This is a genomic window from Stenotrophomonas sp. YJH_SMC_4 (assembly GCF_059371575.1).
The window spans coordinates 26488-51918 of record NZ_JCAFUR010000007.1; the positions used below are offsets into that span (position 1 = coordinate 26488).

The following is a 25431-nucleotide window of genomic DNA, read 5'->3' on the forward strand; positions in this document are numbered from 1 at the left end:
CTCGCATGACGCTGGACTAGGAAGTGTTGCAAAAGCAGGGGCAGCGCTTGTTGCAGTGGGGCGGTACATGTAGCGTCTTCAGCCTTCCAGGGGAGGCTATCCAATGAGTACGTATACCGCGTTCGTCGAGCTCGCATTTGAAAGGTTGAACAAAGAGCTGGCGATACCGAAGGGATTCGCCGTAGCGCTCTACAAAGAAGAAGACTCGTGGAGCTTCATCTCGAAGCTGGCGCAGCTCGTCGAGGCCGTTTTCACGCGGGCCGTCGTCGATGCCCTGCGCGAGCCGCTGATATTCGATGTGATCAGCAATCTCCCGCAGGAAGTGAGGATCAATTTTCTGCGCAAGATGAACATCATCGACAGTGAACAGAAATCGATGTTCAAGGCCGTTGCAGAGATCAGGAACCAGTACATCCATGATCTCTCGAACATCGACGTTCCGCTGGATGCCTACATCAAGAACCTGGAGGACGGTGCAAGGAAGGGACTCTTCAAACGGTTCAAGCCGTACTTCGTCGACCCGAAGATGTCCATTGAGGAGTTCATCTCACAATGCAGGCCACAGGTCTTCCATGTGTGCGTGCTGGAGCTGCTGAAGGTCCATGGAAAGGTGTCATCCATCAACATCCAGAAGGACCACGAGGCATTCCGTCTTCAGCAGGCGGGAAGGTTGCTGCCGGCGAAGAAGCACGGCGAGATGCTTCCGTTGGATCGACTGACGGTGAGCAGCTATGTCACCCAGGCCAGAGACGTCCTGAAGCGGGTAGGCCTGCTCGTTTCAGAGTTCAAATAGCGGGAGAGAAACCGCTTCCGCGCCTGCTTACCCCAACCGAGGCGCAGGATGCTGCATTTCGTGCGCCTGCACCTCGACCTGCGGCTGCACACCCAGCCCCAGCTTCTGCATCGATTGCTCCACCGGCGTCTGCGCCGCCACAGCTGTCGGCATCATCGCGCGCAGGTGCGCCGGATTGGCCGGGTCGCCCTGCACCACGAAGACGTTGTGCCCGGCCGGATGCTGGGCCGTGGCGTTGCTGACCAGCACGTGGTCGACCTGTTGCAGGCCCTGCTCGCGGGCGAGCACGGTCAGGCTGGCGGTCAGACGCTCGCTGGTCTGGTCGAACGCACGGCCGTGCTGGGCATCCAGTGCGGCCACGCCCTGGCGGACCTGCTGGTTGAGGCCATAGTCGGGGTGGTTGGGGGTGATCTCGGCCATGGCCATCGAACGGTAGCGGTGGGTCGTGGGTGAACCCCCCAAGTATAGATCCGGCCCGTTAAGTGCGCACGACGGGTCAGTCTGCCGGCCGATGGTCATAGCTGATCACCCGTTCGGCCAGCCAACTCCCGTCCACGCGACGCCAGACCTGGATGAAGCGGGCCTGGCCCACCCAGCGCTCCACGCCGTCCTTGCCGCGTTCATGGAAGCGGTGGTCGCCGATCTCCAGCGCCCGCTCGTCGTGTAGCGGGAACACCTGCAGCGAAGGCTCCGCCCGCTCGCGGCGCAGGCTCCAGCCGCCCTTGCGCGCATTGCTGCACATGTTGGCCACGCTGCGGCGGAAGTCTTCGCGGCTGCTGGCCGACTTGCCGTCCTTGTCATGGAAGAACTCCATGTCCTGGGTGGTCATCGCGGCGGCCTTGTCGGCATCGCAGGCTTCGAAGGCGGCGGCGAACAGCTGGGTGTCGGCCTGGCGGATCTGCTCGCGCAGGTCATCGGAGGGCGCGGGTGCGGCGGCGAGGCCGGCGGCCAGCAGGGGCAGGGTGAGCAGCAGCATGGCGAAGCTCCAAGGAGGGTTCACGCAGGCTCGCATGGCGTTCGGGGCGCTGCAGCCGGCGTCCGACGAAACGGCCGTTCCATGGAGTGAATGCCCGCATTGGCGGCTCGGCTCCAGCGTCGGGGCCGTAGTCTGTGCAGGGGATGTCATGGCGACCGGCGATTCCATCACGGCCGCGATAGGGGCCGGCCCGTAGCCTGAAAATCTCCCCTTCCACAGGAGGTTCCATGCCTGCTTCCCGCGTCCGCCTGCACGTTGAAGACACCGGTGGCGACGGCCGACCAGTCATTCTGATTCACGGTTGGCCGCTGTCCGCCGATGCATGGAAGACGCAGGTGTCGATCCTCCGCGACGCCCAACACCGGGTGATCAGCTACGACCGCCGCGGCTTCGGCCGTTCCGACAAGCCCGCCGAGGGCTACGACTACGACACGCTGGCTGCGGATCTGGCCGGGGTGATCGAGGAACGTGACCTGCGCGACGTCACCCTGGTCGGTTTCTCGATGGGCGGCGGTGAGGTTGCGCGGTATGTGGCCAATCACGGGCAAGAGCGCCTGCACAGCGTGGTGTTTGCAGCAGCGGTGCCGCCGTATCTGCTGCGCGGCGAGGACAATCCGGAAGGTCCGCTCACACAGGACAAGGCCGACGAAATGCGCAGCGGTCTGGAGAAGGATCGCGAGGCGTTCTTCGATGGCTTCACCCGCGATTTCTTCAGCGCCGATGGCAAGCTGATGGTGACCGAGGATGAGCGCCAGGCCGCAATCGCGCTTTGCCATCAATCCGACCAGACGGCGGCGCTGGGTTGCATGCACGCGTTCGCGACCACCGACTTCCGCGACGATCTGAAGAAGATCACAGTGCCAACCCTGATCCTACACGGCGACAGCGATGCCATCGTTCCGTTTGAAGGTTCTGGCCAGCGCACGCACCGGGCCATTCCGGGCAGCGAAGTGGTGATCCTGGAAGGCGCGCCACATGGGTGCAATACCAGCCATGCGGACCACTTCAATCTGGCACTGCTGAACTTCCTGAAACGGTAAGCTGCGGCCATGCGCGAACAGAAAATGCCACCGTGGAAGAAGCCCAACCCGAAGGGCCAGGTCTCGCAGCCGCTGTCACCTGCGCAGAAAGAGGCGGCGCGGCAGCGTGCGGAAGAGAACGGGCGGCGCTACCCGAACCTGGTCGACAACATGTGGGCCGCGAAGCTGCCGCGGGGACCCTGATCTGTAGAGCCGAGCCATGCTCGGCTCCGCACTGCGTCCATCCACGCATGGCGTGGATCTACTGCAACAGCGGCCTGGCCTGGGCCCGGTGCTGCGTGTAGTGCAGAGCCATGCTGGCTTGCGCGCTCGGCTCTACCGTTCGGCCAGCGGCTTCCAGCCGGGTTCCAGCCAGGGTGAGATCTCGCTCTGGCGGACGGTGATGGCCTCAACTGGCAGCCCAGCCAGGCCCGCAAGCTCTGCACGCAGCCGTTCGGCATCCACCGGCAGGGCCGTAGCCACCTGCAGCCGATCACCTTGATGCCTCACCTGCACCGGCAACGTTGCATGTGCCTCATGCTCGCCGCCGGTGCGCCCGATCGGGTAGCGCATCGCTACCGGCCGCGACAGCTGCGCCAGTGCGGGCTGCCACGCCTGCAGCACGAGGGGCTGCCGGGCAGCGGGAATATGTACCTCAGCAATCGTGGCTGGGTAGCCGGTGATGCTCTCGACCATGACCTGGAAGCGCGCGCCATCCGGCATGACCAGCACGGCGGCAATCAACGCAGAGAACGAAACGAACACCGCCGCGAGATTCCAGCTGCGCGGCGCGGTGGCCGGGCGCGTTGCGGTGCGCAGGCCCGGTCTGCGCCGCAGCTTGCGCGCGTAGACGCGCCGGTCCTTCCTGCGCGGGCTGCTGCTGTGCTCGGGCAGGTTCAAGGGCACCCGTGGAAGGCGCGCCACGCGGGCCTTGATCAGGCGCGACAGCAGCATCCACGCGATCACGAACGCCAGCAGCGGAAGCAGCGTTCGCACCCACAGATACAGCGTGACCATCCACAACACCTCTACATGCGACCATCCATGCTCATCCACATCCTAACGGGACCACGCGTCGGTTGTCGTATCCGCCAGCCGACAAGCACAGGGCGCTTGGTTAGGATGGTCCTTTGTTGTCACGGATGAACCGATGGTCTCTGCTGCTGCCCGCTTCTGTCGTATCTGTGGTCCTGGCCCGATTCTGCTGGCACTGCAGGTGGTGGCGCTGCTGGCGGTAGCCCTTGCAGCCGGCTTCTTCCACTACCGCGTGGGATTGCTGCTGGAGCCGGTGGATGACGCATGCGGTGGGCCTGATCCTGTCGCGCGCATGCAGGTCGCAGAACAGCTGCTGGCGCGGTCCGCTGCGCTTGCACCATGGCAACCGTTGCAGTGGATTCCGATGGCAGGCGTGGTACTGGCGCTGCTGGGCGCGATGTCGATCAGAGTCTACCGTCTGGGTCGCCTGTCCGAACGCCTGCGACGCGCCAACTGGGGGGTGATGGCCCTGCACGCCGCGATCCTGGCGCTGGCGCTCAGGGCATTGCACCTGTACGACATGGCGTGGACCAGCGTGGCCAAGCTGTCTCCGGCCGCCTGCTTGGTTGAACTGGGCGAGCAGGGCCGGCTGCCGCTGGCACAGTCGCAGCAGGTGGTGTTCGAGATCCTCACCCATGAGCATGCGCCGCTGCTGCGCAATCCCGATGACCTTGCCCTGGTGCTGGTCGCGTTGATGCTGGTGGCAATGGCTGCAGGATTCATGCTGTGGCGGGCGATCGTGCGCGAACGTCAGGTGCAGTCGCCCAGCCCCTGAGGGGGTGTGACCGACCACGCGCCCGCAATCGCGCTACAGTCTGCGCTTCGCTCCTGCAAGGATGTGCTGATGCGTTGGTTGCTGCGTGCTGTACCGCTACTGCTCTGCTCGTTGGCGGTACACGCCGCTGAAGTGGATCGCCGGATCGCGGTGACCATCGACGACCTGCCCTGGGCGCGGGTGGACGAGATCGTTCCGCCGGATCTTCAGGCGCGGCACGAAGCGCTGATGGCGCAGCTGCACCAGGCGGGTGTGCCGGTAGTTGGCTTCGTCAACGAGAACAAGCTTGAGATCGATGGGCAGGTGCAGCCGGCGCGGGTGCAGATGCTGCGCGACTGGCTGGACGCCGGTTATGTGCTGGGCAACCACACCTACTCGCACATGGACCTGAACGCCAAGGGCGTGCCTGCGTTCCAGCAGGATTTCCTGCGTGGCGAGGCGGTGCTGCGGCCGTTGCTGGCCGAGCGCGGGCTGAAGCCGCAGTGGATGCGTCACCCCTATCTGCGTGCCGGGCGCACGCCGGAAGAACGCGCGCAGATGGACGTGTTCTTCAAGCAGCATGGCTACCGCGTGGCACCCGTGACGGTCGACAACGGCGAGTGGGTGTGGGCGTTCGCTTATGCCAACGTAATGAACGAGAAGCCGGATTCCCCGGCGCGCGAGGCGACGCTGGCGCAGCTGCGCAAGGGCTATGTGCCGTACATGCTGAACAAGCTGGACTACTACGAGAAGCAGTCCCAGGCGCTGCTGGGCTACGCGCTGCCGCAGGTCTGGCTGATGCATGCGAACGAACTCAATGCAGCCACGTTCGCCGAACTGGTGGCGGCGACGAAGCGGCGCGGCTATCGCTTCATTTCGCTGGACGAAGCGATGCGTGACCCGGCCTATGCGCGGGGCGCCGAGGGCTACAGCGGTCGCTACGGCCCGAGCTGGCTGCACCGCTGGGCGATGGCGGAGAAGAAACCGAAGGACTTCTACGCCGGTGAACCGGAAGTGCCGAAGTGGGTGATGAAGCTGGCGAAGGTGGACTCGGAATGAGGCTCAGCGCTTGACGGCCAGCACGCCGTCAAGCGCCAGTTCGGCCTTGAAGCCGGCCTTTTCCAGGCGCTTGGCCACTTCACGCGGCACGTCGCGGCCGCTGGTCAGCTTGTTCGGCGCGCCGGTGTAGTGGAACAGGCGACCGCCCTTTCGGATGACGCGGGCGAGGTGGTCGTAGAACACCTGCGAGTACAGTTCGCCGGCGATGCCGAAGCGCGGCGGGTCGTGCAGGATCGCGTCGACGCTGTTGCTGGCCACCTGTTCGATCTGCTGCGAGACATCGCCGTGGCTGAACTGCATCCGGCCACCGGCCGCAGCCGAGTCCGGATCCGGCGACCACGGGTTGAGCGTGCGCAGCCACATCACGTCGGCATTCTTCTCGAACGAGCGGATCTGGCCGACGCCGGCCTCCAGCGCGCAGGCGGCGAAGTAGCCCAGGCCACCACAGGTATCGAGGATGACCTTGCCGGCCGGGGCGACCAGCTCGACCTTGCGGCGCGCGTCCTCGAACGGTGACAGCTTGGAGGTCGGCAGCATCTTGATGCCGTCGACCTCGAAGGTCGGTGCGCCCCATTCGGTCGGCACCAGCTTGATCAGCGAGCCGCTGTAGCGCGAGATCGGTGCGAAGTCCTCGCCGTCCCAGTAGTACAGCGTGCGGTCCTTCAGCTTGCCCGGCCACGGGTAGGGCTGGCCACGGAAGTGGAAGCCGTCGTCATCCAGCACCACGCTGTCCTCGCTGCGGCCGAGGTCGAGCGAGCCCTGCCAGTCGGCAGCGCCCTTGTCATGGGCACGGCGCAGGGTGTCGGCGCTGTCGCGGGTCAGCAGGGGGCCGGTGTAGTGGGGCACGGCGGGTACCGGGGCGGTTCGGGGGAGGGCATGGTACCGCAGCTGTTGCCGGGGCCACGTGTGGCTGCTGCAGTAGAGCCACGCCATGCGTGGATGTAGACGGGTGGAGCCGAGCGTGGGCTCGGCGCTACCGCTGGCTGGTGCAGCTGAAGCCATGCGTGGCTCCTTGTCCTGAAATCATGTTGACGCCGCGCGAGGGCTGCATGCCCTGCAGCGCGCACGACCGACGATGGACGTCCTGGGTTTCCGGTGGCTGCCGATCAAAGTCGTAGCGCAGGCTGCCGTCTTCCTGCAGCAGCCAATGCACGGTAACGCGCTCGTGGCGACCATCACCGAGATCCCAGTCCAGGGTGCGCATGATCAGGGTCTGGCCATCGGGCAGCTGCCGGACTTCGTCATAGGCCCCCTGGGTCTTCGGCGCGCTTACCGCAAGCAGCAGAAACAGCAGCATTGGCATCGCTCCTCAAAGAAGACAGGATGCGCCCATAGTGCCCTGAGCCGCCATCAGAATCATTGCGCCTTACGGGCACTTCACCGCATACACCGGCCCAGCACCGATCAGCATCAACGCCATGTAGTCACTATCACTGGCCTTGCCCTTCAACGTCGCGTCCTTGTTGAAGTGGAAGATGCCGAAGCCGCCCGCCATGCGGATCAACGCGCTGTCGACCTGCTCGGCGTCATCGCGGAAGTAGCGGCTGATCTCGCTGCGGGTGGCCTTGTGCAGGGCATTCGGCTCGCGCTGCCACTGGTCGCCGCGGCTGAAGGAGACGAAGTACTGGCCGCCTTCCCTGTCGATGCGGAAGTCGGCCGGTTTGCGCGCGCCGGTGGCGAAGCAGCCCTGCAACGGGTCGGCGCTGAAAGGAAGCCCGGCATTACCACCGCAGGCGGTGAGCAGCAGGAGAGCACCGGGCAGCAGCAGGCGGAGCATGCGCATGGGATGTCCCGACGGGGCAGGTGCGGCTAGTGTAGGCAGCACACGGGCGTGGTCCGTACAGAAATTCGGCAAGAACAAAGGGGTTTTCGGATGGCGCAGGGCAAAGCACCGTGGTGCGGCATGGCCAGTTGGCTGGGGATCGCTGTGGGTTGGGGAGCCGGCACATTGGCGGCGCAGGCGGCGGTGGCCGCAGGCGGCAATGGCATGGCTGCGGGATTGGGCGTGGGCGTGCTGGGCGCGGCACTGGTGGGCTGCGGCCTGGCGGTGGCCTCGCGCGTGCGCGGCGAGCGCTGGCCGTGGATCGGCATCGGTGGTGCGGTGCTGAGTGCGCTGCCGCTGCTGATGTACCTGCTGCGGATGATGCTGAAGCTCTAGCGGTAGTGCCGGCCGCTGGCCGGCAACGCTGGATTGTTTCCGAAGCCCATGAGGTTGCCGGCCAGCGGCCTGCACTACCGGATGCGGGTCAGGTGCTGCGGTGGATTTCCACGGTGACATGCACCAGCTCCTCATGGATCGCCAGTGCGTTGCGCACGGTATCCGCATCCAGGCGGGCGTCGCTGGTAACCACGCTGGCGCTGACCGCGTACTTGCCGCGACCGACCTGCCAGACGTGCAGGTCGGCCAGGCGCGCCGGCCAGGGGCCCTGTTCGATCACTTCGCGAACTTCGGCCACCACCGGTGCGTCCATCTGCGCGTCGAGCAGGATGCGGCCGCTGTCGCGTAGCAGGCCTACAGCCCACACCGTGACCAGCACGGCGCCGACCAGGCCCATCACCGGGTCCAGCCAGGTCAGGCCCAGCAGCTTGCCCCCGAGCAGGGCGACGATGGCCAGCACCGAGGTGGCGGCGTCGGCCAGCACGTGCACGTAGGCCGAGCGCAGATTGAGGTCGTGACCGTGCGCATGGCCGTGATCGTGGTGTTGGTGGTCATGCCCGTGATGATGGCCATGGTCATGCCCGTGGTGGTGATGCGCGTGGCCCGGGCTGTCGTGCAGCCACCATGCGCAGAGCAGGTTCACGCCCAGGCCTACCGCAGCGATGGCGATGGCTTCGTTGTAGTGGATCGGCGCCGGTACCCACAGCCGCTGCAGTGACTGCACGGCCATCAGCGCGGCGACGCCGAGCAGGGCGATGGCGCTGGTGTAGCCGGCCAGGATCTCGATCTTCCAGGTGCCGAAGGCGAAGCGCGGGTCGTGCGCGTAGCGGCGCGCGCAGCGGTAGGCGAACACCGCCAGGCCCAGCGCCAGCGCGTGCGAACTCATGTGCCAGCCGTCGGCGAGCACGGCCATGGAGTTGAACCACCAGCCTCCTACGATCTCCACCAGCATCATGCCGACGGTCAGCCACAGGGCGCGGCGGGTATTGCGTTCGGCCAGCGGGTTGCCGTCGTCGAAGCGGTGTTCGTGGCGACGGGCGGCGGCGAGGGCGTCCAAGTGCATGACGGCGGTAGCTGGAGTGGATACCCCCATAGGGTATATGATCCCGCCATGGCGCATGTACACAAGAATCGAAAGCAGCTGCTGACCCGGGTGCGCCGCATCGCGGGCCAGGTGGCGGCGTTGGAGCAGGCGCTGGACCAGCCCGAGGGTAAAGCCGGCGACTGTGCGGACGTGCTGGTGCAGGTCGCCGCCGTGCGCGGTGCCGCCCACAGCCTGCTGATGGAGCTGCTGCACGAGCACCTGCAGGAACACGTGGTGGGTGCCGATGACCCGCAGCAGCGGGCGGACGAGGCCGCGGTGCTGGTGGAGCTGCTGCGCCGCTACGGCAAATAGGCCGGGGGGCGGTAGAGTCGACTGTTAGTCGACTATCGCGCGAAGCGCGGGGTTCTATGCAGCCCGAGCGAAGAGCAGTCGACTAACAGTCGACTCTACCCCCGTGCCGGTGCCGCGCGTTCCAGATATGCGTGGCGGCCAGCAGCAGGCTGCCGGTGACGGTCATCGGCGTTTCCCAGTCGTGTGAGGGCAAGGCCAGCGCGCCGGCCAGCAACAGGCCCAGACCGACGCCGGCGGCGGCCCAGGCCAGTATGGGCAGCGGGTGACGGCGCTCGGCGCGCCATAGCGCGTAGCCGGTCAGTGGCAGGGCGATGGCCACGAACAGCAGGTGCACCCATTCCGCTTCGGCCCAGGTGCCGAACAGGGGGAGCGCGGCGGCCAGCAGGGGCAGCGCTAGGCAGTGCAGCAGGCACAGGCTGGACAGGGCGACCGCGCCGGCATCAAGCAGGGCGGCAGAAGGCGACTTCATCGCGGGAGGTTCCTTGCGCAACAATTGTTATACAGTAACATTTCCGTTCCGCAGCCAACCCGCTCCGACATGAACACTGCTTCCCGCGCCGACCGTCGCCTTCCGGTCACCGTGCTGTCCGGCTTCCTCGGGGCCGGCAAGACCACCCTGCTCAACCAGATCCTGCGCAACCGCGAAGGCCTGCGCGTGGCGGTCATCGTCAACGACATGAGCGAGGTCAACATCGATGCGCAGCTGGTGCGCGAGGGTGGCGCCGAGCTGCGCCGCACTGAAGAGACGCTGGTGGAATTCAGCAACGGCTGCATCTGCTGCACGCTGCGCGATGATCTGCTGCAGGAAGTGCGGCGCCTGGCCGATGCGGGTCGCTATGACTATCTGCTGATCGAATCGACGGGCATCGGCGAGCCGATGCCGGTGGCGGCCACCTTCGCGGTGCGCGACGAACATGGCTTCAGCCTGAGTGATATCGCGCGGCTGGACACGATGGTGACGGTGGTCGACGGCAGCGCGTTCCTTGCCGACTTCGGCTCGACGTCGCGACTGGCCGAGCGCGGCCAGCAGGCCGGCCCGGAGGATGATCGAGGTGTGGTTGACCTGCTATGCGAGCAGGTCGAGTTCGCCGACGTGATCGTGGTCAGCAAGGTGGACCAGGTGGATGACGAAGCGTTGCAGGGCACGCTGGCCGTGTTGCGTGGCCTGAACCGCGACGCGAAGCTGCTGCTGTCCAGCTTCGGCGATGTGCCGCTGGCCGAGCTGCTGGATACCGGTCGCTTCGACATGGAGCGTGCGCAACGTGCGCCGGGCTGGGTGAAGGAACTGCGGGGCGAGCACACACCGGAAACCGAGGAGTACGGCATCGGCAGCTTCGTCTACCGCTCGCGACGTCCGTTCCACCCGGCGCGCTTCGCCCGCGCGCTGCAGTCCGGCATGCCCGGCGTGATCCGCAGCAAAGGCTGGTTCTGGCTGGCCAACCGCATGGACTGGGTGGGTGAGCTGAACACCGTGGGCGCGGCGACGCGCACGCAGGCGGCGGGCTTCTGGTACGCCGCACGTGACCGCGTGCGGGCCGGGCTGGAAGACACCGCGCCGTTGTTGCCGCCGACACCGCTGCCTTACAGCGACCTCGGATGGGCGCGGCAGCAGGCCGATTGCTGGAGCGCGCCGCTCCCGGGGCCTGAAGAATTCCCGGATGAGGCAGCGCACACGGCGATGCAGCGGCTTTGGCACCCGTTGTGGGGGGATCGCCGCCAGGAACTGGTGGTGATTGGCGTGCACATGGATGAGCGCGCGGTGCGTGCGGAGCTGGATGCGTGCCTGCTCAACGACCAGGAGCTGCGTGCGGGGCCATTGCTGTGGCAGCAGTTGCCGCAGGCGTTCCCGGTGTGGAAGCGTTGACGGTGCATTGAGGATCCATGGGTTGCCGGCCAGCGGCCGGCACTACCCCCTGGTCGATACGTCATGCGTGGATGGATGCATGGCGGAGTCGAGCATGGCTTGACTCTACAGACTGTCGCGCCATTGCCAGTGGTTGGCGGTGACCTGCAACACCTGCGTCGGTCGCAATGCCTGCAGCAGGTGCCGGTCGTGGCTGACCATCACCAGCGCGCCCGGCCACGCCGCAAGCAGTTCCTCCAACGCCTGCAATGCGCTCAGATCCAGCGCATTGCCGGGTTCGTCCAACAGCAACAGCTGGGGCGCGGGATCGGCGTACAGCACGCTGGCCAGCGCACCTTTCACGCGTTCGCCATCGCTGAGGCTGCGGGCTGCCCGCTGGATGCGCTGTGCATCCAGCCCGAGCAGGGCCAGCCGCGTGCGCAGCTCGCCTGGGTCCGCGCCCGGGTTGGCGGCCTGCACGGTGTCGAGGATGCTGCGCTCGCCGGACAACCCCAGCAGCTGCTGGTCGAGCAGGGCCAGTGGCGCATGCCGTTGCACGGTGCCACTGCGTGCAGGCAGCTGGCCGGCCAGCACACGCAGCAGGGTCGATTTGCCGCTGCCGTTGTCACCGACCACGGCGATGCGCTGGCCGCGGCGGATCTCCAGCTGCAACGGTGCACTGCAGCCATGTGGCAGCACCAGCGCCTCGGCCTGTAGCAGGCGCGTGCTGCCACGGTCACCCGCACCGGCGAACAGTGCCAGTTCCGGCGCCGCGTGCACCGCCGATGCCGCTGCGCGCAGATGCTCTGCGCTGGCCTGCAGGCGTTCGGCCTGCACCTGTTGTGCGCGGCCGTGGCTGGCCTCGGCGCGCTGCTTCTGCCGGCCGAGCAGGATCGGGGCCTGGTTGGCCTGCTTCGCATCGCGGTTACCACGCGCCTGGCGTTGTTGTTGCCGTTCGTGCTGTTCGCGCGCGCTGCGTTGCTGCTGGCGGTGCTGGGCGCGCGCATGGTCGAGCTGAGCGGCGGCAGCTTCGCGCTCGGCGGCGCGCGCATCGGCATAGTGCTGCCACGGTCCGCCGTAACGATGCAGCCCGCGCCCATCGAGCTCGACGATCTGCTGCATGTGTGCCAGCAGTTCGCGATCATGACTGATCACCAGCAGGCCACCGCGCCACTGCTGCAGCTGTTCGTACAGCTGTTGGCGATGGCGTGCGTCGAGGTGGTTGCTGGGTTCGTCCAGGATCAGCCAATCAGCACCACTGGCCCAGGCACCGGACAGCGCGACCTGCATGGCCTGGCCACCACTGAGGCGCGCGGCCGGCTGGGCGGGATCGAGATCGTCGGGCAGCCGAAGCGCCCGCCATTGCTGCTGCAGACGTTCGCGCAGATCCCAGCGGTCGCCGACGCAGGCGAAGTCGGCCTCGTCCACGCTGCCGGCTTCGATGCGTTGCAGTGCAGCCAGTTCCGCGCCGACGCCGGCCAGTTCACCGACCGTGCCGGCGGGCGGATAGCCGGGCGTCGGCAACAGGAACACGCGGCCACTGCCGCGCACCTGGCCAGTGTCGGGCAGCAACCGTCCGGCCAGCAGGCGTGCGAGCACGCTCTTGCCGACGCCATTGGCACCGACCAGGCCGGTGGCGACCGGTTCGAAGGAAAACGTCAGATCGGAAAACAGCGGGCGGCCGTCGGCCAATCGGTACGACACGCGATCGAGCGTGAGGGAATGCGGGGTCATGCGACCTCCATGGATGCCGGGTTCTCCCCTGCGCGCAGGGGCGGGAAGAGTCAGGCCGTCTGGTGGGAAGACGGCGGCATCAATGGCGCATTGGTCGCAAGCCTCTGGGAGGAATGAGCGGCCAGTATAGCGGGGCTGGCTGAATGGTTTGATGGCGCGACTCTACAAAGGCATCCACGCATGGCGTGAATCTACTGTGGGCCGGGCATGGGGTGGATCGATCGCCTACGGCACGGTTTCCAGGCGCGCGCTGACGAAGTCGATGAACACCCGCAGCTTCGGAAGTACGTGGCGGCCGGAGGGCCACAGCAGGTGGAAGATGCCGCAGGAATGCACATGCTCGTCCAGCACGGTGACCAGCCGGCCGTCGGCCAGTGCATCGCGCACCGAGTGCACGGGCACGAACGCCAGGCCGATATCGCGCAGTGCCAGCGCTACCCGCGCTTCGATGGTGTTGGCCACCATGTGCACCGGCAGCTCCTGCGGTGTTTCCTGGTCGGGCCAGTGGATCGGCCACAGTTCCAGCTTGCCGGTACTGGGGAAGCGATAGTGCAGCAGCGTGTGCTGCATCAGATCGGCCGGTGTGCGCGGCGTGCCGCGCCGCTGCAGGTAGGCGGGTGAGGCGACGATGCGGCGTGGAAATACGCCCAGGCGTCGTGCGTTCATGCGTGAGTCGCTGGGCTCGCCGACGCGCAGCACGGCATCGAATCCTTCCTCGATGACGTCGACCAGCCGATCGCTGAAATCGAGGTCGAGGCGGATATCGGGATAGGCCGCCATGAACTCGGCCATCAGCGGCAGGGTCAGGTCGCCCACCAACGGCAGGCCGATGCGCAGCGTGCCGCGAGGCGTGGCGTGCGGCTGTGCCAGCTCGGTGCGTGCGGCATCGCGCTCGTCGAGGATGCGCCGGCAACGCGCCAGGAACAGCTGGCCTTCGGCGGTGAGGGTGATGCTGCGCGTGCTGCGGTGGAACAGGCGCACGCCCAATGCCTGTTCCAGGCGGGCAACGCATTTGCCGGCGGCCGAGGCCGAGATGCCCTGCAGGCGCCCGGTCTCGACGAAGCTGCGGGTATCGGCCGCGTGCACGAAGGTCTGCAGGTTGGCGAGGTTGTCCAGGACTGACATGGGCGTGCGGGCAGTGAAAGCGGCAGGGTAGGTTGGTGCGACCGTAGCGGCTGGCTCCGCCATCGCAACACTGTGGTGCGGGGTGGCGTGGGGGCCGTTACGGCCTAGCAGTTCCGGCCATCATGCCGATTGCGGACTGCACGGTCCATGATGCCCGGAGCGGCAACCGGCTTTTTGCGCTGCGCCGTGCTGCCTAACGTGGCGGGCCTCTCCCCCACGGATTCCCGCGATGAATGCCGCTCCTTCCCTTGAACCCACGCCGACGCTGCCATCGGTGCAGCGGCTGCTGCAGCAGGTGCACCCGCAGCGCCTGGTCGGTGCGGTGGTGCTGGTGCGCGAGCACGGTGTGCTGCGCCACGCCAGCGCGACCGGGCTGGCCGATCGCGAGACGGCCACGCCGATGCAGCGCGACCAGTTGTTCCGGCTGGCATCGGTGAGCAAGCCGCTGCTGACCACGGTGATCCTGCGCCTGGTAGCAGAGGGCGTGCTCGACCTCGATATGCCGGTGCAGCGCTGGCTGCCGGACTTCCGCCCGGCACTGGCCGACGGCAGCACGCCGCCGATCAGCCTGCGCCAACTGCTCAGCCACAGTAGCGGGTTGGGCTATCGCTTCCTCGAAGCCGATGCCGACGGCCCGTATGCGCGCGCTGGGGTCAGCGATGGCCTGGACGCGAACCCGCTCTCCCTGGCCGACAACGTGCGCCGCATCGCGCAGGCGCCACTGCTGTTCGCGCCGGGCAGCCAATGGCTCTACTCGCTGGGCGTGGACGTTGCCGGTGCCGTTGCCGAAGCAGCGACGGGTGAAACGCTGCAGGCACTGTACGAGCGCTTGCTGGCCGCACCGCTGGGCCTGCGCGACACCGCCTTTGCTGCGCGCAACGCGGCACGCTTGGCCACGCCCTATGTAAGCGACGCGCCGCAGCCGCATCGCCTGCAGGAAGGCGAGGTGGTCGCTCCGTTCGAGGGTACGGTCGGCATCGAATACAGCCTCGCGCGCGCCACCGATGCCAGCCGTTTCCCCTCGGCCGGGGCCGGCCTGGTCGGTACTGCCGATGACGTGATGGCGGTGCTGGAAGCCTTGCGTGATGTGCAGCGTTCAGGTCTCCTGCCGTCCGCACTGGCAGCGGAGATGGCCAGCCCGCAGGTCGGCGAGCAGGGACCGCCGGAACCGGCCGGCTGGGGCTTCGGCCTGGGCTTTGCGGTGCTGCGCGATGCGGCCGCAAGCGGCACGCCGCAGAACGCAGGTACATGGCGTTGGGGCGGTGCCTACGGGCACAGCTGGTTTGTTGATCCTGTGCGCGGGCTGAGCGTGGTGGCGCTGACCAACACCCTTTACGAAGGCATGGACGGTGCCTTCGTCGATCAACTGCGCGATGCGGTGTATGCCGATATGGGGACCGTGCGATGAGCGGCCATGCCATCGATGCAGCCAGTCCCGCCGGTGAAGCCACGCGCCTGCCATGGGCCGGCCTGCTGGCGTTGGCCGGTGGCGGCTTCATCACGCTGCTGACCGAGACCCTGCCGGCCGGTGTACTGCGGCCGATGGGCGACAGCCTCGGCGTGAGTGATGCGGCGGTCGGCCAGCTGGTCAGCGTGTACGCACTGGGCTCGGTGATGGCCGCCTTGCCGATGACCGCACTGACCCAGCGCCTGCCGCGACGCCCCTTGCTGCTCGCTGCGATTGCCGGCTTCGTGCTGGTCAACACGCTGACCGCACTGAGCAGCAGCTATCCGCTGATCCTGGCCGCGCGTTTCCTGGCCGGCGTGAGTGGTGGCCTGCTGTGGTCGCTGGTGGCCGGTTACGCCGCGCGTATGGTGGTGCCGTCGCTGCAGGGCAGGGCAATCGCGGTGGCGATGGTCGGATCGCCGTTGGCGCTGTCACTGGGCGTACCGGCGGGCACCTTGCTGGGCCAGCAGATCGGCTGGCGTTGGGCGTTCGCGCTGATGAGCGTGCTGGGCGTGGGACTGCTGGCGTATGCGCGTTGGGCACTGCCGGCCTTGCCCGCCGCCGGTGCTGGCCGGCGCATACCGCTGGCTACGGTGTGGCGCATGCCCGGCGTGCGCAGTGCGTTGGCGGTGATGGTGCTGTACGTACTGGCGCACAACGTGCTCTACACCTACATCGAACCGCTGGCGGTGGAGGCCGGCGCCGGCCCGTGGCTGGACCGCCTGCTGTTGGCCTTTGGCGTGGCCGCCATCGCCGGCATCGGCATTGCCGGCTGGGGCGTGGACCGTCATCTGCGCACGCTGGTGTGGGCGGCGGTGATCGGCTTCATCGTGCCGGTGCTGGCGCTGCTGCTGTGGCCGGGCGACGCGACCGCGCTGCTGCTGGCGACGATCCTGTGGGGCGTGGCCTTCGGTGCGGTGCCTACGTTGTTCCAGACCGCATTGGCACGGCGTGCGGGTGCCGCCGCGGATCTGGCGCAGTCGATGCTGGTGACCGGCTGGAACCTCGCCATCGCCGCCGGAGGCGTTGCAGGGGGTGTGCTGCTGCAGGCGGGCGGCCCGAACCAGTTGGGATGGCTGCCGTTGCTGCTGCTGGCGGTGAGCGTGGCGTGGCTGCTGGCACGGCCGAAGGCCTGGGCGTAGGCCCAGAGCAAACGTTACGGAGGTGCCGGCCAGCGGCCGGCACTACCGTGGTCCCCGCCATCCACGCATGGCGGGGATCCACCGAGCGCAGCGACCCGCGTTTGCCTTTGCCTTCTTCTGTTGATTCCGTGGCGGGACGCCGCCGGAACCTGTCAGAGGCCGGGGCGGTCGGGTTCGCGGGGGTGTCCGCGGGATGGATGCCGCGGCCAAGCCCCCATGGACGGGTTTACGGCGTCCCCCGCGAACCCGACCGTCCCGGCCAACCCTGGGATAGCAATACGCGACCCGCCACGAGGGGCTCCGCCGTTCGCCGTCCTACTCCACCCCCTCACGCTCGATCGGCACGCTGCGCGGATTCTGCATGTGCTCCCGCGCCGCGCCATAGCGCTGCTGCCGCTTGTGGTGGAACGCCACGAACTCATCCCGTGGCAGCGGCCGCGAGAACAGCCAGCCCTGCGCGAACTCGACCTTCCGGGTATGCAGGTACGCCAGCTGTGCCTCGGTTTCCACGCCCTCGGCCACCACCCACAGGCCCAGCTCCTTGGCCATGTCGATGATGTGCGGCGTCACCGGGCTGGTCGCGCTCTCGGTGCCGATCGCATCGATGAACGACTTGTCGATCTTCAGCGCATCCAGTGGCAGCTGCTCCAGGTACTGCAGGCTGGAGAAGCCGACGCCGAAATCATCAATGGCCACGCTGTGCCCGGCCCGACGTGCCTGTGCCAGCATCGTGCGGGCGCGGTCCAGATCGAGGAAGCCGCGCTCGGTGGCTTCCATCCAGATCTGCTGCGGCAGGATGCCGCTGCCGGCCATGTGCTTGGAGATCATCTTCAGCGCACGGCCGCTGCTGATGTCTTCGGCGGCCAGGTTGATCGCAATGTGCGCGCTGCGGTCGGCCACCAGCAGTTCGCGCATGTCGCGCACCACGTTCTCGATCACCAGATCGGTGACTGCGGCGATCATGCCGGCCTCTTCGGCCAGCGGAATGAACAGGTCCGGCCGCACCTGGGTGCCATCCGGGCGCTGCCAGCGTACCAGCGCCTCGGCGCCGACGCAGATGCCGGTATCCAGTTCGATGATGGGTTGATAGTGCAGGTACAGCTCGCGGCGGCGGATCGCCGTGGCCAGCTCGCCGCGCAGGGACAGGCGGCGACGCGACAGCCAGATCACCAGGCCGGCACCGATGGCGGCCAGCAGAACGCCGATCGGCACGAACAGCCAGGCCTGCTGGCGGAAGGTCGCGGCAAGCGCGGTACGCGGCGTGGTTGCGATCGCCAGCCACTCTTCGTTGCGCGCGGTGGCGTACAGGGTGTTGTGGTCCAGGCCCTCACCGGGCGCGCGCAGCAGGGTTTCCAGCAATGCCGGATCCATGCCGTCCTGCCTGGCCAGGAGGCGGCCGTCCGGGCTGGCCAGGGCAAGGCGCACGTTCGGGTCGGCGATGACATCGACGAAGCGGCGCGGATCGACCAGCACGTCGTAGTTGCCATACAGGATCGACAGGACCTGGCGCCGTCCGCTTGCCTCGGGGCGCACATCCACGGCGATGCCGGCGCCATCACTGGTGACGTGGTCGGACCTGGGCTGGTTGACGTCCGACAGGAACGGGCCCCACGACGTGCAGCGCAGCTTGCCACCCTCGAAGTAGCCCATCTGGTCGACCGACGGCGAGGTCATCACCAGCGTCTGCATGCGCCGGATGTGGTCCGGCCCGCACGGATCGTAGGCGCCGGCCTCGGCGGACTTCAACGCGGCCAGCGCTTCTAGGTAGGACTGGTCGGCGCGGCGCAGGGTGCGGCCGGCGATGTCGCGCAGGCGCTGCTGCTCGACACTGACCGCACGGTCCCAGGTGGCATAGGCCATCACCGCGATCGGCACGGCTGCGGCCAGCAGCGCCAGTGCGGTGCCGCCGATGATCACGCGCAGCCGGCTCATGGCCGGGGCTCCAGCGGGGCGGGCGGGGCAGGGCGCATGGTCGGGCCGATCCTTGGGCAGGTGCGGCTATCTGAGCATGGCGCCGGGCCGGGCGGAATGGGATGAATCCGGTATTCGGTCACATTGTGATGAAAGCGGCCAAGTTTGACGGGATTGGCCCATTCGACGCTGGCGCTCCGGCCTGCGGAGGACTACCGTCGAACGCTTCGCCCGCCCTTTTGCCCGCGCCCATGACCGAGCCCGCAACGCCCCCCGAGCACCTGCGCCGCAGCCTGTCCAACCGCCACCTGCAACTGATCGCCATCGGTGGTGCCATCGGCACCGGCCTGTTCATGGGCTCAGGCAAGACCATCAGCCTGGCCGGCCCATCCATCGTCTTCGTCTACCTGATCATCGGCGCGATGCTGTTCTTCGTGATGCGCGCGATGGGCGAGCTGCTGCTTTCCAACCTGCAGTACAAATCCTTCATCGATTTCTCCACCGACCTGCTCGGCCCCTGGGCCGGCTTCTTCTGTGGATGGACGTACTGGTTCTGCTGGATCGTCACCGCCATCGCCGATGTGATCGCCATTGCCGCCTACGCGCAGTTCTGGTTCCCCGGGCTTGACGCCTGGAAGCCGGCGCTGGCGTGCGTGATGCTGCTGCTGTCGCTGAACCTGGTGACGGTGAAGCTGTTCGGCGAAATGGAATTCTGGTTCGCGCTGATCAAGATCGTGGCGATCTGCGCGCTGATCATCACCGGCGCCGGCCTGGTGGCGTGGGGCTTCACCTCGCCCAGCGGCCACACCGCGTCGCTGTCGAACCTGTGGAACGACGGCGGCATGTTCCCGATGGGCCTGGTCGGTTTCTTCGCCGGCTTCCAGATTGCGGTGTTCGCCTTTGTCGGCATCGAGCTGGTCGGCACCACCGCCGCCGAAACCGCCGACCCCGAGCGCAACCTGCCCAAGGCGATCAACTCGATCCCGGTACGCATTATCATCTTCTACGTGCTGGCGCTGATCGCGATCATGGCCGTCACCCCGTGGCGCCAGGTGGTGCCGGACAAGAGCCCGTTCGTGCAACTGTTCGTGCTCGCCGGCATCCCTGCCGCCGCCAGCCTGATCAATTTCGTGGTGCTGACCTCGGCCACGTCCTCGGCCAACAGCGGCATCTTCTCCACCAGCCGCATGCTGTACGGCCTGGCCGAAGAGGGTCACGCCCCACGCGGGTTGTCGAAGTTGTCACGTGCCGCCGTGCCCGCCCGCGGCCTGCTGTTCTCGTGCCTGTGCCTGCTCGGTGGCACGCTGCTGATCTACCTGATTCCGAACCTGGTGACCGCCTTCACCCTGGTGACGACGCTGGCGACGGTGCTGTTCATCTTCGTCTGGTCGCTGATTCTGGTGGCCTACATGGCCTATCGCCGTCGCTACCCGGAGCGCCATGCCGCATCGATCTTCAAGATGCCCGGCGGTGTTGCCATGTGCTGGGCCTGCCTGGTGTTCTTCGCCGCCGTGCTGGTGCTGCTGAGCCTGCAGGCCGACACCCGCCAGGCGTTGATCGCCAGCCCGGTGTGGTTCGTGCTGCTGGGCGTGGGGTATTGGGTGCGTCGGAGGACCGCGAAATGACCGGGGATGCGGGGGCGGCAATGCCGGAAATCGGAAACGTCGGTAGAGTCGACTGTTAGTCGACTGCTCTCCCGTGGGCTTCCGGAAAACCCCGCGCTGCGCGCGATAGTCGACTGACAGTCGACTCTACCCCCGCCGCCGCCGGCGCCGGCGCCGGCGCCGGTGCCCGCGCGGGTGCAGGGCGCAGCCCTGCCGGCGCCCATTCACCCAACATTAGCGGGCGCGGCCGGATGATCCGGCCGCCATGCCCCGTCACCCTCTCCTGCTTGCGCTGTTGCTGCTGCCCAGCCTGTGGCCCGGGCTGGCCGCCGCGCGCACCGTCTACCGCTGCGTGCAGGGCAACACCGTCAGCCTGGCCACCGCGCCGGAACCCGGTTCACGCTGCACCGCGAAGGAAATCGACGACAACGCCATCCAGACCCCGAACCTGTGGGGCAACATGGGCGTGTTCAGCGGCGTGCTGTACGAGCGCGAGCAGGATGGCGCGCTGGTCTACTCCACCCGCAACCTGCCCGGCTCGCGGGTGTTCCTGAAGTTCACAGTGGCCACGCCGCCGGGCGAACCTGCCCACGAAGGCCTGGGCAAGGTCGGCAAGCCGCAGTTGGCGCAGCACGCCAAGCAGTTCAAGGCCGCGGCCAAGGCCACGGGTGTCGATGACGCATGGCTGCGCGCGATTGCCCATGCCGAAAGCAACTTCGATGCGCTGGCGGTCTCGACCAAGGGCGCACAGGGCGTGATGCAGTTGATGCCGGAGACCGCACAGGAATATGGCGTGCGCGATCCGTTCTCACCGCAGCAGTCGATCGAGGGCGGCGCGCGCTACATGCGCGCGCTGCTGCGCCGCTACAACGGTGACCGGCCGCTGGCAGCGGCTGCGTACAACGCCGGCATCGGCGCGGTCACCCGCTACAAGGGCGTGCCGCCCTACGCCGAAACGCTGGCCTATGTGGACAAGGTGATGGCGCTGTACGCGCGCTACCGCGAAGCGATGGGCATCCGTACCGAAGTGCCAGCCCGCTAGGCGGAAGGTGTAGTGCCGAGCCCACGCTCGGCGCCACAGGACATCGGCTCAGCGCGAGGTCGAGGTGCTGACCAGGTCGTAGCGCTCAATGCGGCCGACGCGTGCCACCTCGGCCTGCACGTCGGCGCGCTGCTTCAGCGCACGCCAGGCCGCATCGATCTTCACGTCACCGGGCAGCGAGGGGTAGGTGCGCATGTCCTGCAGGGAGGCCAGCGTCTCGCCACGGTCGGTGGGGGAGCGCAGCTGTTCGATCAGCACTGCGGCTGCGCCGTCCAAGTTGCCTTCGTCCAGCAGCATCTCGCGATGGAACAGGCGTGCGTCGTCGCGCTGGGCAAGGATCACCGAGCGGGCGGCTTCCACTGCCTGGGCATCGCCGCGTTCGCGGGCGGCAGCGAACTGCAGCAGTGCCTGGGCCGCCTTGCCGTAACCGGCCAGGCCTGGCATGTCATTCACTGCGGCAGCAGCGTCCTGCATGCGGCCCAGCGAACTGAGCACGAAGCCGACGTTGAACTGGTGCTCGGCACCATCCGGGCCCAGCGCACCGATGCGTGCGGCCAGCCTGGCTGTGGCCAGCGCATCGTCGGTACGGCCCAACCGGCGCAGCGCCGTAAGCCGGCTGTTGAGCAGCCATGCCACCCATTCGGCTTCCGCCGCCGAGGGCGACTCACCTTCGGCCGCCGCACCGGCCATGCCATCGGTCAGTGCCAGCACTTCCTCGTTGCGGTCCAGCATCAGCAGCGTACTGCTGAACTCGGCCATGCGTGCGTCCAGCGCCCGGTCGAGCAGGCCGGAGACCCGCAGTTCGTCGAGGTGTTTCTGTGCAGCCTGCACCGGATCGAAGCGGGCATCGGCGCGGTCGACATAGCGATCAAACCGCTTGTCACTGCGCAGGCGGATGATCTCGGCGGGGCCGGTGATGCGCGCCAGCGTGGCGGGAATCCTGTCGCCACGGCCGTTGTCGGCCTGCAGCGTGGCCAGCGCCAGCCACAGCCCGGTGGGTTCCAGGCCGCCGCTCTTCCAGCCGTTGTCGAACAGCGCCTGCAGCAGTTCCATGCGCTGCTGGGGCTGGTCCCGCAGGCGGAACTGCAGGTAGTTGATCGCGTGGTGGTCCACCGGCAACGGCGCGTCGGCATGCTTCAGCGCCTGCACCAAGTGCTTCGTGGCAGGTGCCGGTTGGTTCTCGGACAGTTCCACCGAGACCAGGGTCAGCAGGATCTGCGCGTCGTCCGGCAGTGCTTCCTGTGCGCGCTGCAGGTAGCGGCGGGCCTGATCCGGCTTCTTCTGCACCATTGCGGTCCAGCCGGCCACCTGCGCGGCGCGGCCGCGGTGTTCGGCATCGAAGTCATCCAGCATCGGATCTTCCATCAGCCGTTCCATTGCGATCAGTGCGCCCAGCGTGTTGCCACTGCGCGACTGCTGGATGGCTTCATCCCATCGCGTGGCATAGGCCTGGTGCATCGCATCGGCGGTGACGGACGGCTTCTGCGGTACCACCGTGATCGAAGCAGTGGCGGATGTGCTGGCCAATGCGGCAATCAGCAGGGCGGCGACGGGGAGGATGCGGGGCATGGAGGATTTCCATCCGTGGGAACCGCATTGAACCCGCTGCAGCCAGCGAGAACAAGCGCGATGGATGGAACTCTGGCGTTTGATCGCACGATTGGCCATGGCGGATCGTGCGTTCAGCGACTATTGTCGGTGCCTCTTCAGACAGCAGGCAGGCAGCGCAGCACGATGGCACGGTGGCAATGGATGGCGGCAGGCGTAGCATTGGCGACGGTAGTGGCATTGGCCGCAACCTGGTGGGAGACACCGCTGCATACGCTGGCTGAACCGGCGGGTCCGGTTCCAACGCCGCTGGCGTGGACCGCGCAGATCGAACCGCTGGCCGGCGATGGCCACCCGGGTGACCGCGATGGCGCGTCCGCGCAAGCACGTTTCGCCGATCCGTACGCGTTGCTGCGCGGTGCCGATGGCAGCGTCTATTTCACGGACGCCGGTGACAACAACCGGATCCGCCGCCGCTTGCCCGATGGCCGCGTTGAAACGGTGGCCGGGCAGGGCGAGGGACGCGTTGATGGCCCGGCACTGCAGGCCAGTTTCAATACGCCTTCGGGCATTGCCGCCGACGCGCAGGGCAACCTGTATGTGGCCGACACCGGCAACCATGCGATCCGCCGTATCGGCACCGATGGCCAGGTGACCACGCTGGCCGGTGGCGAACAGGGCCACGCCGATGGCCCTGCCGTGCAGGCACGCTTCGATGCGCCGATGGGCATCGCAGTGGATGCGCAGGGCCAGGTCTACGTGGCCGACACCTTCAATGACCGCATCCGGGTGATCGGCACCGACGGCATGGTGCGCACCCTGGCCGGCGGCGATCGGCCGGGCCTGGCCGATGGCGTGGGCGCCGCTGCGCGCTTCGACACGCCGGTGGCGTTGGCCTTCGATGCGCAGGGCGCGCTGCTGGTGGCCGACCTGTTCAACAACGCGGTGCGCCGCGTAGGCGCCGACGGCACGGTCAGCACCGTGGTCGCCGCCGGTGGCGTGATCAATGGGCCGCTGTCGCTGGCCACCACCCACGATGGCGTGCTGTACGTGGGCGATCTTGATGGCCGCATCGTGCAGGTGACGCCGCAGGGTCACCAGATCGCGCTGGTTGGCAATGGTCGCCTGCCGCGCCTGGCCCGCCCCAGCGGGCTGGCGATGGATGCCGATGGCAGCGTGCTGGTGGCCGACGCCGCCAGCTACCGTCTGCATCGCCTGCGCCCGCTGCCGGTGGGCGAACTACCGGCACCGGCACTGGTCGGCCCGGCTGCCGATGCGGCGTTGCCGGAGACGGGCGGTCGCTGGCCGCTGGCACCGCAGGACGGTTGGCATGAAGTGGTCGGTACGTTGGGTGAGGTGCGCGGCAACTTCACTGGCGAGAGCCGCCACCACCTGCATGGCGGTTTCGACGTGCGCGGTGATGTGGGCCAGACCGTACTGGCGATTGCCGAGGGCAAGATCAGCAGCCCGGTGGCCGCCTGGAACCTGGGTGAGCAGGCCGAGGGCCTGGCGGTGGACCGCCTCAAGTACATCCACATGCGGGTCGGCCGCACCCCGCGCGATGAGCCCTACGATGCGCGCTGGCAGGCGTTGTATGACGAGCAGGGCAAGCTGGAGCGGATGCGCGTGCGCCGCGGCATGCGCATCCACGTCGGCGACCGCCTGGGCAGCATCAACAACCAGGCGCACGTGCACCTGGCCGTGGGTACCGGTGGTTTCGAGACCAATGCCGTGGCGCTGGGCTTCCACAACTACGCCGACCACTTCGCACCGCGCATCACCGATGTGGCGCTGCTGGATGACAACGACCAGCCGATGGCCGCCGGCAGCGATGGCGTGGTGATGGTGGCGCGCCAGGGCCGCGGCGTGCAGATCGTGATCGAGGCCTGGGACCAGGTCGACAACAACCTGCCGCGCCGCCGTCTGGGCATGTACCAGGTGGGCTACCAGATCCTCGATGCCAGTGGCCGGGCGTTGCAGGGCTACGAACAGCCGCGCTGGAACATCGTGTTCAACCGCATGCCGCCGCAGAAGGAGGCGGTGCGGGTGGCCTACGCCCCCGACAGCGGCATCACCGTGCATGGCAGCGCGGTGACCCGTTTCCGTTACCTGGCCACCAACACCGTGCGTGACGGCCTGATGGAAACCGGGCGCTGGCAGCCGGCGGCGCTGCCGCCGGGCGAGTACATCGTGCGCGCCAGCGTGCGCGACTACAGCGGTAACGAAGGCGTGGGCCCGCGCGAGATCAGGGTACGGCTGCTGCCATAGCCGCAGCCGGGGCGCCGCAGCGTTCGCGCTCGGCGTCCATGTCTTCCAGCGGCCGCACCTCGATGCTGCCGAAGCGCGCCCATGGGAAGTCGCGGGCGATGCGCATGGCTTCGTCGCGGTCGCGGGCGACGATCAGGTTGAAGCCGGCCAGCAGTTCGCGGGTTTCGGCGAACGGGCCATCGAGAACACGGCTGTTGCCATCACGCACGCGCAGGGTCTGTGCAGTGTCGACCGGCTGCAGTTTCTGCGCGGCCAGCAGCGTGCCTTCGGCCTGCAGCTTGTCGGCGTGGGCCAGGCAGTCGCGCATCAGCGCGTTGAATTCTTCGATGGGCAGGGCCTGCAGCAGGGCAGGCTCGATATAGATCAGAAGCAGGTACTGCTGCATGGGACGGTCCTGGCGGGGGGCGGAGTGTCCATGATCGCGCAGGTTTGCGCGTGAGCATGTTGCAGCGCGGGAGGCGGCGCCTTCGGCGGGGATCGGCGAACGGCGGAGCCCCTCCGTGGTGGGGTTGGGTTGGTCGCTGAAAGCTGGGTTTCTGGCGGTTGGCCGGGTGGGTAGGCGGGTCGGGGGACGCCG

Annotated in this window: 26 protein-coding genes; 13 read left to right on the plus strand and 13 right to left on the minus strand. The window is 67.5% G+C overall.

Going from position 1 to position 25431, the window contains the following annotated elements; translation table 11 throughout:
* The first annotated feature begins 103 nt into the window (after positions 1-103).
* The gene (locus AC5P9F_RS12455; RefSeq protein WP_099524772.1) at positions 104-793 is read left to right on the plus strand and encodes a hypothetical protein; all 690 of its coding nucleotides are present in this window, start codon (positions 104-106) and stop codon (positions 791-793) included.
* Between the two features lie 27 nt (positions 794-820).
* On the opposite strand, the gene AC5P9F_RS12460 is transcribed toward AC5P9F_RS12455, so the two are convergent.
* Both AC5P9F_RS12460 and AC5P9F_RS12465 read right to left on the minus strand, forming a co-directional pair.
* Positions 821-1213, minus strand: coding sequence for an XVIPCD domain-containing protein (locus tag AC5P9F_RS12460; RefSeq protein ID WP_044571163.1), 393 nt, complete (start codon positions 1211-1213; stop codon positions 821-823).
* Positions 1214-1289: 76 nt separating this feature from the next.
* Positions 1290-1769: a DUF4440 domain-containing protein gene (locus AC5P9F_RS12465; protein WP_099524774.1), complete on the minus strand. Its 480-nt coding sequence runs from the start codon at positions 1767-1769 to the stop codon at positions 1290-1292.
* Positions 1770-1996: 227 nt separating this feature from the next.
* Between AC5P9F_RS12465 and AC5P9F_RS12470 the strand changes: the two genes are divergently transcribed.
* Entirely contained in the window at positions 1997-2809 is an 813-nt protein-coding gene (locus tag AC5P9F_RS12470; protein WP_495217859.1) for an alpha/beta fold hydrolase, read from the plus strand.
* A 9-nt stretch (positions 2810-2818) separates the two neighbouring features.
* Positions 2819-2992 (plus strand): hypothetical protein, encoded by a 174-nt coding sequence (locus AC5P9F_RS12475; protein ID WP_495217857.1) that lies wholly within the window; start codon positions 2819-2821, stop codon positions 2990-2992.
* A 132-nt stretch (positions 2993-3124) separates the two neighbouring features.
* Here AC5P9F_RS12475 and AC5P9F_RS12480 read toward each other — a convergent pair whose 3' ends face one another.
* The gene (locus tag AC5P9F_RS12480; RefSeq protein WP_495217856.1) at positions 3125-3805 is read right to left on the minus strand and encodes a hypothetical protein; all 681 of its coding nucleotides are present in this window, start codon (positions 3803-3805) and stop codon (positions 3125-3127) included.
* Between the two features lie 133 nt (positions 3806-3938).
* Between AC5P9F_RS12480 and AC5P9F_RS12485 the strand changes: the two genes are divergently transcribed.
* Together AC5P9F_RS12485 and AC5P9F_RS12490 are read left to right on the plus strand one after the other, a co-directional pair.
* The gene (locus AC5P9F_RS12485) at positions 3939-4598 is read left to right on the plus strand and encodes a hypothetical protein (protein WP_495231977.1); all 660 of its coding nucleotides are present in this window, start codon (positions 3939-3941) and stop codon (positions 4596-4598) included.
* A 69-nt stretch (positions 4599-4667) separates the two neighbouring features.
* Positions 4668-5636, plus strand: coding sequence for a polysaccharide deacetylase family protein (locus AC5P9F_RS12490; RefSeq protein ID WP_308679772.1), 969 nt, complete (start codon positions 4668-4670; stop codon positions 5634-5636).
* Positions 5637-5639: 3 nt separating this feature from the next.
* Here the strand turns inward: AC5P9F_RS12490 and AC5P9F_RS12495 are convergent, their stop codons facing one another.
* From AC5P9F_RS12495 to AC5P9F_RS12505, 3 genes are all read right to left on the minus strand, one after another.
* Positions 5640-6482, minus strand: coding sequence for a class I SAM-dependent methyltransferase (locus AC5P9F_RS12495; RefSeq protein ID WP_495231978.1), 843 nt, complete (start codon positions 6480-6482; stop codon positions 5640-5642).
* 127 nt (positions 6483-6609) lie between these two features.
* Complete coding sequence (locus tag AC5P9F_RS12500) at positions 6610-6933, minus strand: hypothetical protein (RefSeq protein ID WP_005412087.1); 324 nt, start codon at positions 6931-6933, stop codon at positions 6610-6612.
* 69 nt (positions 6934-7002) lie between these two features.
* Positions 7003-7419, minus strand: a complete 417-nt coding sequence (locus AC5P9F_RS12505; RefSeq protein WP_043033953.1) for a hypothetical protein — start codon at positions 7417-7419, stop codon at positions 7003-7005.
* Positions 7420-7509: 90 nt separating this feature from the next.
* Here AC5P9F_RS12505 and AC5P9F_RS12510 point away from each other — a divergent pair, with 90 nt between their 5' ends.
* Positions 7510-7794, plus strand: a complete 285-nt coding sequence (locus AC5P9F_RS12510) for a hypothetical protein (RefSeq protein ID WP_012478993.1) — start codon at positions 7510-7512, stop codon at positions 7792-7794.
* An 88-nt stretch (positions 7795-7882) separates the two neighbouring features.
* On the opposite strand, the gene dmeF is transcribed toward AC5P9F_RS12510, so the two are convergent.
* Complete coding sequence (gene dmeF, locus AC5P9F_RS12515; protein ID WP_005412090.1) at positions 7883-8857, minus strand: CDF family Co(II)/Ni(II) efflux transporter DmeF; 975 nt, start codon at positions 8855-8857, stop codon at positions 7883-7885.
* A gap of 48 nt (positions 8858-8905) precedes the next feature.
* On the opposite strand from dmeF, the gene AC5P9F_RS12520 reads away from it, so the two are divergent.
* The gene (locus tag AC5P9F_RS12520; protein ID WP_005407873.1) at positions 8906-9190 is read left to right on the plus strand and encodes a metal-sensing transcriptional repressor; all 285 of its coding nucleotides are present in this window, start codon (positions 8906-8908) and stop codon (positions 9188-9190) included.
* Positions 9191-9272: 82 nt separating this feature from the next.
* On the opposite strand, the gene AC5P9F_RS12525 is transcribed toward AC5P9F_RS12520, so the two are convergent.
* Positions 9273-9659, minus strand: coding sequence for a MerC domain-containing protein (locus AC5P9F_RS12525; protein ID WP_180881297.1), 387 nt, complete (start codon positions 9657-9659; stop codon positions 9273-9275).
* Positions 9660-9728: 69 nt separating this feature from the next.
* Here AC5P9F_RS12525 and AC5P9F_RS12530 point away from each other — a divergent pair, with 69 nt between their 5' ends.
* Positions 9729-11054: a GTP-binding protein gene (locus AC5P9F_RS12530; RefSeq protein ID WP_111189817.1), complete on the plus strand. Its 1326-nt coding sequence runs from the start codon at positions 9729-9731 to the stop codon at positions 11052-11054.
* 105 nt (positions 11055-11159) lie between these two features.
* Here the strand turns inward: AC5P9F_RS12530 and AC5P9F_RS12535 are convergent, their stop codons facing one another.
* Both AC5P9F_RS12535 and AC5P9F_RS12540 read right to left on the minus strand, forming a co-directional pair.
* Positions 11160-12767, minus strand: coding sequence for an ATP-binding cassette domain-containing protein (locus AC5P9F_RS12535; RefSeq protein WP_180881296.1), 1608 nt, complete (start codon positions 12765-12767; stop codon positions 11160-11162).
* Positions 12768-12992: 225 nt separating this feature from the next.
* Positions 12993-13892, minus strand: coding sequence for a LysR family transcriptional regulator (locus AC5P9F_RS12540; protein ID WP_049459182.1), 900 nt, complete (start codon positions 13890-13892; stop codon positions 12993-12995).
* A gap of 229 nt (positions 13893-14121) precedes the next feature.
* Here AC5P9F_RS12540 and AC5P9F_RS12545 point away from each other — a divergent pair, with 229 nt between their 5' ends.
* A complete protein-coding gene (locus AC5P9F_RS12545; protein ID WP_005407878.1) occupies positions 14122-15300 on the plus strand; it encodes a serine hydrolase domain-containing protein in 1179 nt (392 codons plus the stop codon).
* Positions 15297-16481, plus strand: a complete 1185-nt coding sequence (locus AC5P9F_RS12550) for an MFS transporter (protein ID WP_150359428.1) — start codon at positions 15297-15299, stop codon at positions 16479-16481. The genes AC5P9F_RS12545 and AC5P9F_RS12550 overlap by 4 nt, the downstream gene beginning before the upstream one ends.
* A gap of 315 nt (positions 16482-16796) precedes the next feature.
* On the opposite strand, the gene AC5P9F_RS12555 is transcribed toward AC5P9F_RS12550, so the two are convergent.
* Positions 16797-18413: an EAL domain-containing protein gene (locus AC5P9F_RS12555; protein WP_005412097.1), complete on the minus strand. Its 1617-nt coding sequence runs from the start codon at positions 18411-18413 to the stop codon at positions 16797-16799.
* A 230-nt stretch (positions 18414-18643) separates the two neighbouring features.
* On the opposite strand from AC5P9F_RS12555, the gene cycA reads away from it, so the two are divergent.
* Entirely contained in the window at positions 18644-20017 is a 1374-nt protein-coding gene (cycA, locus tag AC5P9F_RS12560; RefSeq protein WP_005412098.1) for a D-serine/D-alanine/glycine transporter, read from the plus strand.
* Positions 20018-20261: 244 nt separating this feature from the next.
* Positions 20262-21038, plus strand: a complete 777-nt coding sequence (locus AC5P9F_RS12565; RefSeq protein ID WP_012479002.1) for a lytic transglycosylase domain-containing protein — start codon at positions 20262-20264, stop codon at positions 21036-21038.
* Between the two features lie 48 nt (positions 21039-21086).
* Here the strand turns inward: AC5P9F_RS12565 and AC5P9F_RS12570 are convergent, their stop codons facing one another.
* Entirely contained in the window at positions 21087-22607 is a 1521-nt protein-coding gene (locus AC5P9F_RS12570; RefSeq protein WP_133050817.1) for a tetratricopeptide repeat protein, read from the minus strand.
* Positions 22608-22772: 165 nt separating this feature from the next.
* Between AC5P9F_RS12570 and AC5P9F_RS12575 the strand changes: the two genes are divergently transcribed.
* Positions 22773-24854 (plus strand): NHL repeat-containing protein, encoded by a 2082-nt coding sequence (locus tag AC5P9F_RS12575; protein WP_044569462.1) that lies wholly within the window; start codon positions 22773-22775, stop codon positions 24852-24854.
* Here the strand turns inward: AC5P9F_RS12575 and AC5P9F_RS12580 are convergent.
* Positions 24832-25239, minus strand: a complete 408-nt coding sequence (locus AC5P9F_RS12580) for a YciI family protein (protein ID WP_012479004.1) — start codon at positions 25237-25239, stop codon at positions 24832-24834. The two genes, AC5P9F_RS12575 and AC5P9F_RS12580, sit on opposite strands and share 23 nt — an antisense overlap.
* Positions 25240-25431 lie beyond the last annotated feature (192 nt).

Coding starts and splice junctions, on each gene's coding strand:
- AC5P9F_RS12575 (WP_044569462.1), top strand. CDS start 22,773: ATGGCACGGTGGCAATGGATGGCGGCAGGCGTAGCATTGGCGACGGTA.
- AC5P9F_RS12580 (WP_012479004.1), bottom strand. CDS start 25,239: ATGCAGCAGTACCTGCTTCTGATCTATATCGAGCCTGCCCTGCTGCAG.
- AC5P9F_RS12475 (WP_495217857.1), top strand. CDS start 2,819: ATGCGCGAACAGAAAATGCCACCGTGGAAGAAGCCCAACCCGAAGGGC.
- AC5P9F_RS12460 (WP_044571163.1), bottom strand. CDS start 1,213: ATGGCCGAGATCACCCCCAACCACCCCGACTATGGCCTCAACCAGCAG.
- AC5P9F_RS12535 (WP_180881296.1), bottom strand. CDS start 12,767: ATGACCCCGCATTCCCTCACGCTCGATCGCGTGTCGTACCGATTGGCC.
- AC5P9F_RS12480 (WP_495217856.1), bottom strand. CDS start 3,805: ATGGTCACGCTGTATCTGTGGGTGCGAACGCTGCTTCCGCTGCTGGCG.
- AC5P9F_RS12490 (WP_308679772.1), top strand. CDS start 4,668: ATGCGTTGGTTGCTGCGTGCTGTACCGCTACTGCTCTGCTCGTTGGCG.
- AC5P9F_RS12465 (WP_099524774.1), bottom strand. CDS start 1,769: ATGCTGCTGCTCACCCTGCCCCTGCTGGCCGCCGGCCTCGCCGCCGCA.
- AC5P9F_RS12505 (WP_043033953.1), bottom strand. CDS start 7,419: ATGCGCATGCTCCGCCTGCTGCTGCCCGGTGCTCTCCTGCTGCTCACC.
- AC5P9F_RS12540 (WP_049459182.1), bottom strand. CDS start 13,892: ATGTCAGTCCTGGACAACCTCGCCAACCTGCAGACCTTCGTGCACGCG.
- AC5P9F_RS12455 (WP_099524772.1), top strand. CDS start 104: ATGAGTACGTATACCGCGTTCGTCGAGCTCGCATTTGAAAGGTTGAAC.
- cycA (WP_005412098.1), top strand. CDS start 18,644: ATGACCGAGCCCGCAACGCCCCCCGAGCACCTGCGCCGCAGCCTGTCC.
- AC5P9F_RS12485 (WP_495231977.1), top strand. CDS start 3,939: ATGGTCTCTGCTGCTGCCCGCTTCTGTCGTATCTGTGGTCCTGGCCCG.
- AC5P9F_RS12545 (WP_005407878.1), top strand. CDS start 14,122: ATGAATGCCGCTCCTTCCCTTGAACCCACGCCGACGCTGCCATCGGTG.
- AC5P9F_RS12565 (WP_012479002.1), top strand. CDS start 20,262: ATGCCCCGTCACCCTCTCCTGCTTGCGCTGTTGCTGCTGCCCAGCCTG.
- AC5P9F_RS12470 (WP_495217859.1), top strand. CDS start 1,997: ATGCCTGCTTCCCGCGTCCGCCTGCACGTTGAAGACACCGGTGGCGAC.
- AC5P9F_RS12510 (WP_012478993.1), top strand. CDS start 7,510: ATGGCGCAGGGCAAAGCACCGTGGTGCGGCATGGCCAGTTGGCTGGGG.
- AC5P9F_RS12570 (WP_133050817.1), bottom strand. CDS start 22,607: ATGCCCCGCATCCTCCCCGTCGCCGCCCTGCTGATTGCCGCATTGGCC.
- AC5P9F_RS12550 (WP_150359428.1), top strand. CDS start 15,297: ATGAGCGGCCATGCCATCGATGCAGCCAGTCCCGCCGGTGAAGCCACG.
- AC5P9F_RS12530 (WP_111189817.1), top strand. CDS start 9,729: ATGAACACTGCTTCCCGCGCCGACCGTCGCCTTCCGGTCACCGTGCTG.
- AC5P9F_RS12525 (WP_180881297.1), bottom strand. CDS start 9,659: ATGAAGTCGCCTTCTGCCGCCCTGCTTGATGCCGGCGCGGTCGCCCTG.
- AC5P9F_RS12520 (WP_005407873.1), top strand. CDS start 8,906: ATGGCGCATGTACACAAGAATCGAAAGCAGCTGCTGACCCGGGTGCGC.
- AC5P9F_RS12555 (WP_005412097.1), bottom strand. CDS start 18,413: ATGAGCCGGCTGCGCGTGATCATCGGCGGCACCGCACTGGCGCTGCTG.
- AC5P9F_RS12500 (WP_005412087.1), bottom strand. CDS start 6,933: ATGCTGCTGTTTCTGCTGCTTGCGGTAAGCGCGCCGAAGACCCAGGGG.
- dmeF (WP_005412090.1), bottom strand. CDS start 8,857: ATGCACTTGGACGCCCTCGCCGCCGCCCGTCGCCACGAACACCGCTTC.